This is a genomic window from Pseudomonas sp. T8 (genome assembly GCF_024610635.1).
Classification (GTDB): Bacteria; Pseudomonadota; Gammaproteobacteria; order Pseudomonadales; family Pseudomonadaceae; genus Aquipseudomonas; species Aquipseudomonas chlororaphis_I.
This window is the reverse complement of sequence record NZ_CP102374.1, coordinates 4009404-4021799: the sequence shown is the minus strand read 5'-3', so window position 1 is coordinate 4021799 and position 12396 is coordinate 4009404. Positions and strand designations below refer to the sequence as shown.

Here is a 12396-nt window from a genome sequence, read left to right as displayed (position 1 = left end):
AGCGAGGCTTGCCCGCGATAGCGTCCGCCCTGACCCACCACGGCGTCCGCATCGCGAGCAGACGGCTTATTTGCAGCTGTAACCATCAGGCATGGTCACCGTGTAATTGCGCTGTACACGGTCGCGGAAATCCAGGTTCTGCAAACCCTGTTCAACGACAAAGGCCTCGACCTTGGCGTCCTGGCAATCGTCGTTCTGCGACGACACCCGCAGCAGATAGACCGCCCGCCTGCTGGCTTCGTCCCTGGCCGTCACGGTAAAGGTGGTCCGCCTGGCGTAACCGGTCCGCTCCGAAGTGCCCACCGGGCCATAACTGGTGTTGGGCGTACTGGTGCAGACCAGCTTGTCCTTTTTCTTGCCATCCTTGCACACCGTAGAGGTGCTGGTCGGGACCTGCCCATACTCAGTGGCGGTATAGCGATAAGTCACCCGCTTGCTCTCGATATCCAGCGTCACCGTCATCTTGATCGGCGCATGTTTCTTCGGCAGCGTCGCCTCGGTGAACACCTCCCGGAACCCTTGGTCCTTCATCGCATTGACCATGTCGCGCAGGTAATAGCGGGCATTCAGCGAACTCTCATCATTCCCCGTCGTAACCGTCACCAACACCGGCGCCTGCCGATCAAATGGATAGTCCGGATCCGGCGTACCATTGAGCGCCACGTCGAGCTTGGTGGCGCAGCCAGTCAGCAGAATGGAAAGCAGGAACAGCGGGTAAAGCATGTATCGAGTCATGGGATCTTCGTTGTGCAGCGGTGGATGGGATAGGGATTAGACGGATGAGGGCTGGGATAAACAAATAGAGGATGGAGTTGAGGGGCACAGCTTCATAGGATTTTCGGCAAGTAGCTACGCCTGTCGAGCGTGATGGCAGGAGGGGGAGCATGACGGATTTGTAGGGAGAGGTGGTTGTGGTTTTTTGTCGCTGCGCGTGATTGGCCCTGGGAGGGGCGTTATTTAAGCTTATGAAAATTTGACTATCTTGCTCACTCTTAGATGGGGATTGGTGGGGTTATGAAAACTTCGCCATTGATTGTGATTTTATTGCCTGAAATCTTTGTGGTGTAAATATTGTTTATCACAAGCTCGTATTTTTTCTTGCGGCTGAACAACTCTTCAAAAAGATTGGAGTATAAGAAGTCTTGAATAAGTGAAGCAGCCACTTCTTTGTTGGCCCTGAAAAGCTCTACAAAGGCCGGATACCCCAAGTTTCCTAGCTCCGGTATGTCCATATATCCTTGAGACAGGTCATCGGTTTTGCATTCCTCAATGAAAAAATCGGCTTTGTCTACAAAATCATTGCTTAGTTAGTTGAGTTCAATAGTGAATTCGAAGCTTTGTGATTTTACTTTTAGTTTTTCTCCGAATCCTAGTTCTCTGTAACCAATTACGTCGAAGCTCACTTCTTTGTTGTTCGATATGAAAATCATAGCTCTGTTCCGGGTGGGGTTGAGTTGTTGAGATGTCTAGGTAAGCATGTATGGGCCAGTCTCTCATCAACTAGAATGAGGTGGTGAGCTATTCATCTTCATTCCATTTGTCTCTTGTTTTGAGCGCTTCGCTTAGCCAAGTATTAAAGTCTGTGAAGGTGCTATGGTGCTCCCAGCCCTCTGAGGCGTAGGCATGAATAATTAGTACTTTGGGATTTTCAGATAGATCTTCACCGTCGAAGCAAGCTATATCATCATTGGCACTGAACTTTGCAAAAGGTATTAGTGTTCTTTTTGGGTGTGGTTTTTTCAGAGTTTTATACTAGCTGTTTATTTTTCCTTCCTCATGGACTAAGAGCAACCAAGGTTCAAAGTCGGTTTTTGGTTCTTTGTTTATGAAGTCTACAAAAACCTTTGGGGAATGGGTGATTTTGTATATCTTCAATTTCAAGGAAGACTTTTAGGAGTGTCATAAGATTTTGGTAGTAGGTATCCAGTATGTTATTAGGATATGGTCCATTTGTTCAATGGTAATTGATCCATCTGCGCTCTGAGTTTCTCTTTGCCTTCTCTAAGGGTCATATGGTTGGGGCCACTATAGATTTCTTGCGCTATTGTGCCATCATCTTCCCAGTTACATAGCCCGCAAATGTCATAGTGTGCCCTTGATGAGAGAGTTCGATAATCACAGCAAGGGCAGACTTCTAATTTTTCAATATTCCCATGTATTTCATACTTGCCCAGTCCCATTTGTGACATGACTTCTGATAAATATGTATTTGTTACGCCTTTGTACTCTGAAGATAGAGCAACCATGATCAGCTCATCGTACATTTGATTCTGAGCGTCGCTCGGAGGATCATCGTTCAATAATAGTAAGTTTTGCATTTCTTTTGATAGTAGAGAAAACTCGAAATCACTTTCATCTATTGTCCACCAATTCAGTATATATGGTTTACGTGCATCGTTATCGAGAGAGTCTAAAGCTGTTTTGCATATTTTATATATGGCGTCAGCTCTTAGAAAAGTACTCATCTTAAAGTCAATTAGCTAAATTAATTGCTGATTGGAGTGCGTTTGCGCTTCTTTCATCATGGTCTTTCACTTGGGACTTAAAGGGCTTCCACACCCTTGTCGCTGATTTTGCAGCGACTTGAAGATCCTATCTGGGTAGACGGTGGGCTACAAGTTGGCGGAAGTCGACGCGTTTTGTAGGAAAAGTCTCTGAAAACACCAGAAGCAGATTGCCCTACTTTTATCGGGGGCTTTATTATCCCATCCCTAAAATATCTATTTTTTGCTGTGTAGGAGCCTTGTCAGCAGTCGGTGATAGTTGGTTTTTGATTTGTTTTTAGAAGTTAAACTCGACGCTAACTATTCCGTCGTCGTCATCTTTCGAGTTGTCTTCATCATTATCAGGTGCGAGATGTTCTAGAAATTCAGTAAAGGATGGAGAAATTAGGAAGAGTGAAGAAGCATCGTCTTTTGCTTCATGAAGCCAATAATATACTTTTCCTGTTTTTTTGCTGATGCAAAATTGGTCTCCACCTCCGGATTCTCCAAACGTATAAAGCTCACCGTCTATTTGTTTTGAGTGTATTTCATTTTTGTAGTAGATGTTATTTGCATCTGGGGTTAGTCCATAAATTATGTCCAGGTATACAAAACCATTATTGTCGGCGGCGGGTATTTTTGTTGGGGTTTTAAATTTTGCTCCATTTGAAAAAACTATGGCGGTTTGGAACTTTTTTAAAAGCTCTTTCAAGTCTTCTGATATTTCGCTGCCATCCTGCAAGCCGTTGCGGGATTGATTCCTCTCGAAGGACATTGACTCGGCGCCGAGCTCATTTAAAACCTTGTCATATGACATATTTAATTACTCATATTTGAAACAGAGCCAATGTGGGAGATATTTCCATGTGGGCCTGACGGTTTAGGCGCCTACTGGTAATTCAGTCTCCGCGAACTTGAGATCGCTATTCAAACGATAATAGTGACCAGGCTATTCACCAGACTTGATTTTTAATGCTTGTTGTTTCATTGTTTTCTATTGAGGGGAGGCTGACTTTCTTACTCTGTCCATAAACCAACAAACTCTTCAAAGCTATTGGTTACGAAGTAAAGGCTGCTTGAGTTTGGATCGAAAACTTCTACGGTTATAGAGGGTTTGTTGAAGTTAAAACATACTAAGTAATCACCGGCGTCCCGTGCAATAGGCACTATGCCTGTCGGAAGTCCAGCGGTGCCTCCTGCGCGGGCATACCATGCTATGGTATATGGCCGTATATCAGGTGAGAGCTCAAAAAACTCACTAATACAACTCTCGTTTTCATCATAAGGAAATGAAGATATTTCTGGAGATGACTTGTCTGAATAGGTGAATAAATCTAAGTATGAGCTTGGAAAGATTACTCCCAATAATTTTTGTGTCTGAGAGATTGTGTCATTGGTAACTGATGAGCTTTGTTCAATTCCAAAAGAACTCCAGTCAATTTTCATGCTTTTCTCCTAGGGTTTTTTCCCATCTAGAAAGCCATTTTTCCTGAGTGAACAAGGAGCCCGGAGCACGCAAAGGTGCCCCACGCACTGCCGCCATATAAAGGAGTGACAGGCACAAAAAATGCCAGATGTTCATATAGCGATATCTACATGGCCTTGATCATATTCGGTCTGTCAATACCAGTCACTGATTTTTCAGCGACGGTAAAAATCTTAGCTATGTGAAAGGAACTATACAAGTTGGCAGCAGTCGATACGTGCTGTAGGAAATTTCTTTGGAAAATCTAAGTTAAGAGAATTCTGATAGCGCTGAAAGCAGAGGTTTTATCTGGTTATAGGTAATAAAATTTATTCACCATAAGTCGATTCTGTTGCATTGGAACTCAATGATGCTTCCGTCATCTAAACCTCCTGGTAGGTAATCATCGATCAGTAGAAATATTTTGCCGACAGAGATGAGTTGTTGTTTGGAGTCAATTATTTTTGCGATAACTTTTTGTTCTAAAGAGGTATCGCTAATTTTCCAGATCCCAATTGTTGTATCTTGACTGATCATTGCATTTTTCATTGAGAAGACATGAAGCGGATCAGTCACGTGATCACCAACGTTAACAGCGCATGGCTGAGAGAAGGCAAAACAGGTAAATTCCCCATCAGTGATCTCGACCTCCGCATCTTCAGCTGATCTTGATATCCAGTTAATGCTTTTTACTATCATGACTATTCGCTCGATCCTGTTGGTATTTTATATGGCGGTGGCCTATGCCCAAGATGAGGGTTAGGGCCAACAGTATCAGTTTTGGCTGATTTTGGTTGAGCCTTCCATCCCAAGCTGGGTGCTTTTGCCTCAAAAAAGGATACTGGCTTTAAGTGCAATGTTGTTATCTCACCAGTTTTTCTGTCAAGTCCAACGAGTAGACCTTTAGCACTCCCGGTTCCGCCAGGTATTGCGACATAGGCATTTAGTTCAGGCACAAATGTTCCGTTTCGAACAACCGAGTTAGCGTCAGAAATGTACTGTTTGAGAGAGTAATTTTCATATCCAAGAGTCTCAGCTATCTCGGCGCCATGTTTTTCAAAGTGAATAATATCTTCGCCAGGTTTGAAGGCACGATCTACATATGGGGGGTGTGGTGCCCCTTCTTCCACCTTTGCATTGTTTTCTGGTGTTCTGTCTTTTGACTCTGGTTTTCCCTCATTAGCACCGGGGCATTCATTCAATCCCAGAGGATCCACCCGCCCCGTTGGGTTGTTCACATACTTGTAGTTGTTCAACCCCCCCGCCAGCTTGATCGGATCCGGTGTCAAAAACCGTCCCGAACTCGGATTGTAGTAGCGATGCCGGTTGTAGTGCAGCCCGGTTTCCGTATCGAAGTACTGGCCCTGGAAACGCAACGGGTTGTCGATTTCGGAAACGTCCAGCGCGGCCAGATTGCCATACGCCCGATACTTCGCCGACCACATGATCTCGCCGCTATAGGCGGTCAATTCCTGCGGAGTGCCGAGGTGGTCGAGTTGGTAATAGAACGGTGTGGCCTGGGCCGGGCCTTCGCCATCGAGCATGGCCAGCGGACGGAAGGTGCCGGGTTCGTAGATGTAGCTGCGATAGCGGTTTTCAGCGCTTTCGGCGATCAGCCGTTCGCCTTGCCAGAGGAACTCGGTAGTACGGCCATCGACGGTTTTGCTGATGCGGCGGCCGAAGGCGTCGTACCTGTAGGTAGCGGTGCTGCCACCCGGCAGGCTGACGCCGATCAGCCGGTGCTGGCAGTCGTACTGATACTCGGTGACCAGCTTCTGGCCCGCGCCGCGGCGTTCGCGGCTGAGGTTGCCGAAGGCGTCGTAGTCGTAATGACGGTCGCCTTGCATCAGCAGGCGGTTGCCTTTGACGTTGGCCAGGTTGGCCGCTGGCTGGTCGCCTTGGCCTAGCAGGTTGCCGGCCGGGTCGTGGGCGAAGCTTTCCGGGGTGGCGCCCCGTACGTTGATCAGGCGATCCAGCGGGTCGTAGTGATAACGCAGGTTGCCCTTGCGGCTGTCGTCGATGCCGGCGAGATTGCCGTTGGCGTCGTAGGCATAGGCGCGGCGGTAGAGGTTGTGGTGCTGGCCGTGCTGTTGCTGGCTGACGCTGTGGGCCTGCAGGCGGCCTTGTTCGTCGTATTGGTACTGACTGAGCAGCAGGCCCTGTTGGCGCTGCTGTTCGCGGCCGGCGCTGAACTGGTGGCTGGTCAGGCGCGAGCCGTTGAGGTCGATGCTGCTGAGTTGGCCGCCAGGGGCATGGCGGTAGTCGAGCTTGCTGCCATCGGGCAGGCGACAATGGCTGAGCTGGCCGAGCTTGTCGTACTCGTAACGCAGGGTGCCCCAGCCCTGGTGTTCGGTAATCAGGCGGTCTTGCAGGTCGTATTCGTAGGCCAGCGGCCAGTGGCCGTCGTCGACGTTGACCAGGCGGCCCAGGGCGTCGTAGCTGTAGTGGATCTCTTCACCATCGGCCAGGGTTTTTACCAGCAGGCGGCCAGCGGCATCGCGCTGGTACTCGGTAACCAGCTCGCTGCCGTCGTCGCCGAATTCGGTTTTCTTCAGCAGCTTGCCATTGAGGTCGTAGGCATAGGCGGTGCTGCGCCCGTCGAAGCCGGTTTCCTGCTGGATCAGGCCGTTGGGGTAGTAGTCCAGGTGGTACTGCTCACCGCGCTCGTTTTCGATATCGGTGAGCAGCAGGCGGGCGTTGTCGTAGCGATAACGCAACTGGCTGCCGTCTGGGTTGATGCGGCGGCTGACCAGGTGCAGGTTGTCGGCGTATTCGTAGCGGGTGATGCGCCCCAGCTCGTCGCGCTCGGCGGTGACTTTGCCGTAGGCGTTGTAGCTGAAGGCGCGGGTCGCGCCGCCTGGTAGGGTGATCTGAGCCAGGCGGTTGGCGGCGTCCCACTGGTAGTGGGTGATGGCGCCGCTTTCGTCCTGGCGGGTGATTTGCCGGCCCAGGGCGTCGTAGCGGTATTTGCGCTGGCCGCCGTCAGGCAAACGTTCTTCCAGCAGTTGGCCGAGGCCGTTCCAGCCCAGTTGATGGCGGCTGCCGTCGGCGTGGGTGATCTCCAGCAGGCGGCCCTGGCGGTCGTAGCGGTAGTGGGTTTCGTTGCCGTCGGGGTCGGTCTGTTGGGTGATGTCGCCCTGGAGGTTGCGCTGGTATTTCCAGGTGGCCTTGCCGCGACGTACCACCCGTACGAAACCGTTGTGGTGTTGGTAGGTGGTCGGTTGGTCTTCGGGCGGGATGATTGCGACCAGGCGCCCGGCTTCGTCGTACTGATATTCGGTGACCGCACCAAGCGGGTCTTTCTCGGCGATCAGGCGGCCTTTTTCATCGTAGGCCTTTTGTGTTTCTGCGCCGTCAGGGTCGGTCTGGCTGACCAGGCGGGCGTTTTCGTCGTGTACGTAAACCAACTCGCTGCCATCGGCGCGGGCGACAGTGACTGTGCCTTTGTCGTCCCACACATACCGCGCATCGATTTGCGAGAGGTTGGACCACTGGCGGATACAACGGGCCGCCTTGCCTTCGCGCTCCCAGTCCCAGTAAAAGCTCGCGCCACCGGCCAGTTGGCGCTCCTGAATGACGTGTTGCTCGTCATAGCGATAGCGTTCGATTTCACCCACGGCATTGGTGGCGCTGATCAGCTGGTTGCGTGCGTTGTACTGGTAACTGACCAGGGTTTGTACTGTCAGCCAGGGCTCCTGACGTTCACCTCGTTCGTCGTACTCGGGGCGGCGCTGCTGATAGTCGACCGCGGCGATATGGCTGTCGTCATAGCGCAGGAACAGGCAGCGTCCGGCACCGTTGTCGATGCGCTGGATACGGTCGACCAGGTCGTAGCTGATGTGCAACTGGTTGTCGTAGGCGTCGCTGATGGTGGTCAGGCGCCCGGCACGGAAGTGATAAAAACGCGAGCTCTGGCCGGCCTGGGTCAGGACCAGCTCCCCCGGCGTATCGCCCAGGAAAATCGCGGCCTCGGCCAGGCTGTTGGTAATGGCCGGACGCTGTTCGGTCGGCATCGGGAAGCGGGTCCGGCGATTTTCACTATCGGTCCACAGCACACCTTCATCGTCCAGTTGCAAACGATGGGACAGTGAGTGGCTCCAGCCGAAGCCCAGGCGGTTGTCGATTTCCGCGGCGCTGGTGCGGTACAGCCGCGTCCATTCCAGAGGTAGCAGGCCGTCGAGTTCACCGTCGGTAAGGGTCAGCAGTTCCTCGCCGGTGACCATCGAGACAGGGTCGATATCGCAGCGGGTGTTCTTTGTGCATTGCGTCGATTGATCCGCCGGATTCTTGGATTGCTTGGGCGCGTCATCGACAGGTTTGTGTTTGACCAGCAGGCTTTGCGGCTCTGTTTTCTTCCGGGCAAACACCGAGGCGTTCTGCTCCATCAGCGTGGGGGTATCGGCAGTCTTGGGCAGAGGCTTAGGCATAGGCTTGGGGCCACCGCCAGCATCGCTGGGGCTGATAGAGAGGGGGGCCTTCTTGCTCGCGTCCAGAGGAACACCCTTGGCCTGGAGCATCACAGGCTTGGACAGCTCTGTATGGGCCTGAAGGCTATGTTTGGTGCTGGCGGTCATCAACTGCTCAGCCAGGCCTTCAAGGTATTTGAGCGCTCCCCCAGGCTTCATTTTGCTCAGGGCCTTGGTTCCCAGGCGCACGGCCAGGCCGGCACCGCCGGTAAGGCAGATGCCGATGACCACGTTGATCAGGAACTCGACGCCGATGCTCGCGATCACGTTGACGATCACTTGCGGCGGCAACATGCCGACCCAGGCGACGATTGCCGAGACGTAGATGAACATCAGCGGTTCGTCGTTGAGTATCAATAAGGCAGAGGCGATGGCGTCTTTGGAGGTGGCGTAGAGCTTGTCGATTTCGAGGTCCGATAAGTAATCGCCAAGCTGTTTGGCCTTGCCTATCGGGTCGGCCAAAAGCTCCATAAGGTCTTTCAAGTCATCCCACAAATCGAGCAGCGCTTGCTCAAAACTATCGAGCGCCTCTTGCAGCAGAATCCTTGCGCGACCCGAACGATCTGCCGCGGAGTAAGTGCTCCACTGTGGTTGGAACTTGCTCGTCCACTCGCTTTTCAACCAGCCATCGAGGTGAGTGATCACGCCTTTGTAAGAGCCATAGAGGGCTTTGACATCGTTTTCCGACACGTCCGGAAAAAAGGTGATGCGATAGAGTTTCCCCGGGATGCACTTGTCGATGGTCTCGATGCCGCCAGGACCGATCTTTTTATTGATCGGGGCTCCCACCACGGAGTACCCGATCATTGCTTTTTCGACCTGTTCGACGCGCACCGGGGTATTGCCGATGGGCACGTAGCGTGCGGTTTCGAACGTATGGATCAGGGTGAACTTGCCGTCCTTTGGACACACTGCAAAGGTCTCGACGGCCCCTGTCTTGGTCTTGCGCTGGGTGACGCTGACTTCGTTGCCGACCTTGAATTTCTGGTCGACGTCCATGGCCCAGCCTGTCCAGAAACCATCCGCCCAGTTCTTGTAATCACTCAGGCAATTATTGAAGTCCTTGAGGATCAGATTCACGTCGGGCTTTTTGGCGTCCAGTACCCGAAGGACCAAGGTTCCCAGTGGGCTGCTAATCATGCGTTGACTTCCTTTGTCAGCTGGGCGGCGAGGCGCTCTGCCATATCTTCTGTATTCGGTTGATGACGGACGAAGCGTTCGACTTTGTGGCGCAGGTTGTTTTCAGGAAAGGCGAAATACAGTTCGGGGCAGTCTTCGCTCAGCCACTGCATCAGGTTGTCGATCACCGTGCTGGGATCGTCCTTGGCGAGTTTCTTGACCAGCGCTTCCGACACTTCCCACCAGGGGAATGGTTTGGGTGGCTTGACTACGCCTTGGCCAGTACTCAATGCCCGGCCATTGATCAGGTAGCGGTCGAATATGGGCAGGACTTGCGGGGCGTCTTCGCCCAACCCTTCCAGAATCGGATAGATATGCCGCCCATCCCAAAACCTGAAAAACACCTCCGCCCCATCCGGCATCTTCACCTGAGTCAGGCTGCGCAGATGCTCGAACACCACGTCCGGTTCGCTGCTGGAGACAGCGAGCCAGCCCCAGTCGTCGGCGTCGGTGGTGGCGATCCAGTCGAGGAAGGGGGAGGTCGGTTTGAGTTCGGCGAGGTAGGGCATGACCGGCTGCCAGTCGGCGTAGGGCGTGCCGCTCCAGATGGCGGTCAGGCCGCTGGCACCCTGGGTCTGGTAGAAGTCCTTGAGCGGGTTGGCGTCGCTGGCGTTGCTGATGACCAGGTACAGGCGTTCGTCGGCTTGCAGCGGCTGCTGGGCGAGCCAGGCTTGGGGTGTCAGGCGATCAGATGGCACAGGCACCGTCCTTGCACTTTTCGCACTCTTCGCAGAAAGGCGCGTTGCGTTTGAGGGTGTTGATTTGCGCCGGGGTCAGCAGGGCGCCGGCCTTGTCGGCGTCGGCCTGCTTCAGCACGCCGGGCATCAGTGGCGCGGCGCCGGAGCCGCTGCCCGGGGCGCCGCCGGAGTTGACCTTGACCTGCGGGCCGTTGATGGTCACGCCGCCGGCGTCGAGCTTGATAAAGCTGCCGCCGCCCTTGAGGGTCAGCTCGCTGCCGGCTTCCATCACGACCTTCACCCCGGCATTGAGGTGGATCTCCTGGCCAGCTTCGATGAACTGCCCGGTGCCGATCTTGATGTGCTGGTTGGCGCCGACGGTGAGGTGGTCACTGGCGCGGGCTTCGACCTTGCGGTCGGCGTGCACGGTGTGGTGTTCCTCGGCCTTGAATTCGCTGTAGCTGTTGGCCTCGACCGTGTCGTGGCGCTCGTTGCCGACGCGGATCTTCTGGTCGTGTTCGACGTTCTCGTCCCAGTCGCGCTGGGCGTGCAGGAAGATCTGTTCCTGGCCCTTCTTGTCCTCGATGCGCAGCTCGTTGTAGCCGCCGCCACCCGGGGAACTGAGGGTCTTGAAGGTGCTGCGGGTCTTGTTCGCCGGCAGCTCGTAGGGGACGACGTTTTCCTTGTGGTACAGGCAGCCGCTGATCAGCGGCTGGTCGGGGTCGCCCTCGAGGAAGGTCACCAGCACTTCCATGCCGATCCGCGGGATGGCGATGCCGCCGTACTGCGCCCCGGCCCAGGCCGAGGACACGCGCAGCCAGCAGCTGGTCTTGTCGTCCGACTGGCCTTCGCGGTCCCAGTGGAACTGCACCTTGACCCGACCGTACTGGTCGCAGTGGATCTCTTCGCCCTTGGGCCCGGTGACCACCGCGCTCTGGCTGCCGAGGATGCGCGGTTTGGGGTGCAGCAGCGGCGGTCGGTTGGGCACGTCCCAGGGCGTGGCCTGGAAGCGGTTGCGGTAGCCCTGGTGGAAGTCGTCCTTCAAGGCTGTGGTGTCGCTGGTCACCGACTCTTCCAGCACCTGCGGCTGCTTGCCTTCGTGGACGATCTCGGTGAGCAGCCAGAGGTCGTTCCATTGCGCTTTCGGGTGTTCGCTCAGGGCGAGGAAATGCCCGCTGACCAGCAACGGCTGATCGCTTTTGCCCTCGGCCAGCCGGTAGTCGCTGCGGTGGCGTTCCAGGGCGCGCTTGGCCAGGTGCTTGCCGCGTTCGCGGTCGACGAAGCGGCCGGGGTAGTCGTAGTCCTCGAGGTCCGGCTTGAACTCGCTCTTGGCGTCGCTCTCCAGGGTCAGGCGCGGTTTCTCGAAGTCGTAGTCGCGGCGGGTGGTGCGGCTGGTGCGGGCTTCCAGGCGCAGGTCGAAGCGCTTGATCACCGGGTCGTTGGCGACCATGCCGGAGTCTTGCTGATAGGCCACTGGCGCCAGTTTCGGGAACACCGTCTGGTCATCGCCGAAGACGATCTTGTGGCTGTCGGCGCTGTGCTGGAAGTGGTAGTGGATACCTTCTTCCTCGCACAGGCGCTGGATGAAATGCAGGTCCGATTCGTCGTACTGCACGCAGTAGTTGCGCTCGGGATAGATCGAACCCAGCTGGAACTGGTAGGCATTGCTTTGGATGCCATGTTCTTCGAGGACCTGGCCGATGATTTTCGGCACCGTGAGGTTCTGGAAGATGCGTTGGTTGATGCGGTGCGCGAGGTAGGCCAGGTGCGGGCGCACGGTCACCGAGTAGCGGGTCAGGCGCTTGCCGGAATCGCCCTGGGCGACGCGGTAGATCTGCCCGTGGATGCCGGTGCCATTCTGCGCCAACTGCAGGAAGGCCGGTTTGTGCAGCAGGCTTTCCAGGTCCAGGGTGGCCTGGGCGCTGACCAGCTCGACCTCGAAGGCAAAGGGCTGGCTGATGGCTTCCCGTCCGGTGAAGGACAGGACCTGGAGGTCGTTCGAAAGCCCCTCGATGGTCAGGCTGAAGTGAGTCTGATTGGCCGGCGCGAACATCCCTTGTTCCTCGTGCAGTACTGCCGCGTGGGTCGAGCCCGGGGCCGGGCGCCGACGAACGCAAGAAATCCCT

Annotated in this window: 8 protein-coding genes; all 8 read right to left on the bottom strand. The window is 54.6% G+C overall.

Annotated features, from left to right (window positions below):
- Positions 1-66: 66 nt before the first annotated feature.
- A complete protein-coding gene (locus tag NRG23_RS18045; protein ID WP_103331268.1) occupies positions 67-735 on the bottom strand; it encodes a hypothetical protein in 669 nt (222 codons plus the stop codon).
- A gap of 1199 nt (positions 736-1934) precedes the next feature.
- Positions 1935-2465, bottom strand: coding sequence for a CPCC family cysteine-rich protein (locus NRG23_RS18040; RefSeq protein WP_257371517.1), 531 nt, complete (start codon positions 2463-2465; stop codon positions 1935-1937).
- Positions 2466-2781: 316 nt separating this feature from the next.
- Positions 2782-3300: an SMI1/KNR4 family protein gene (locus NRG23_RS18035; protein ID WP_081001196.1), complete on the bottom strand. Its 519-nt coding sequence runs from the start codon at positions 3298-3300 to the stop codon at positions 2782-2784.
- A gap of 200 nt (positions 3301-3500) precedes the next feature.
- The gene (locus NRG23_RS18030; RefSeq protein WP_081001197.1) at positions 3501-3929 is read right to left on the bottom strand and encodes an SMI1/KNR4 family protein; all 429 of its coding nucleotides are present in this window, start codon (positions 3927-3929) and stop codon (positions 3501-3503) included.
- Positions 3930-4281: 352 nt separating this feature from the next.
- Positions 4282-4647: a hypothetical protein gene (locus NRG23_RS18025; protein ID WP_155499971.1), complete on the bottom strand. Its 366-nt coding sequence runs from the start codon at positions 4645-4647 to the stop codon at positions 4282-4284.
- Between the two features lie 2 nt (positions 4648-4649).
- Positions 4650-9554: an RHS repeat-associated core domain-containing protein gene (locus NRG23_RS18020; protein ID WP_373922228.1), complete on the bottom strand. Its 4905-nt coding sequence runs from the start codon at positions 9552-9554 to the stop codon at positions 4650-4652.
- Positions 9551-10291: a DUF4123 domain-containing protein gene (locus NRG23_RS18015; RefSeq protein WP_257371513.1), complete on the bottom strand. Its 741-nt coding sequence runs from the start codon at positions 10289-10291 to the stop codon at positions 9551-9553. Before NRG23_RS18015 ends, NRG23_RS18020 begins: the two co-directional genes overlap by 4 nt.
- Positions 10281-12323 (bottom strand): type VI secretion system tip protein TssI/VgrG, encoded by a 2043-nt coding sequence (gene tssI, locus NRG23_RS18010; protein ID WP_009046414.1) that lies wholly within the window; start codon positions 12321-12323, stop codon positions 10281-10283. The genes NRG23_RS18015 and tssI overlap by 11 nt, the downstream gene beginning before the upstream one ends.
- Between the last annotated feature and the right edge of the window lie 73 nt (positions 12324-12396).

Excerpts from the sequence above, each read along its gene's own strand:
- NRG23_RS18020 (WP_373922228.1), bottom strand. The coding sequence starts at position 9,554 with ATGATTAGCAGCCCACTGGGAACCTTGGTCCTTCGGGTACTGGACGCC.
- NRG23_RS18040 (WP_257371517.1), bottom strand. The coding sequence starts at position 2,465 with ATGAGTACTTTTCTAAGAGCTGACGCCATATATAAAATATGCAAAACA.
- tssI (WP_009046414.1), bottom strand. The coding sequence starts at position 12,323 with ATGTTCGCGCCGGCCAATCAGACTCACTTCAGCCTGACCATCGAGGGG.
- NRG23_RS18025 (WP_155499971.1), bottom strand. The coding sequence starts at position 4,647 with ATGATAGTAAAAAGCATTAACTGGATATCAAGATCAGCTGAAGATGCG.
- NRG23_RS18035 (WP_081001196.1), bottom strand. The coding sequence starts at position 3,300 with ATGTCATATGACAAGGTTTTAAATGAGCTCGGCGCCGAGTCAATGTCC.
- NRG23_RS18030 (WP_081001197.1), bottom strand. The coding sequence starts at position 3,929 with ATGAAAATTGACTGGAGTTCTTTTGGAATTGAACAAAGCTCATCAGTT.
- NRG23_RS18045 (WP_103331268.1), bottom strand. The coding sequence starts at position 735 with ATGACTCGATACATGCTTTACCCGCTGTTCCTGCTTTCCATTCTGCTG.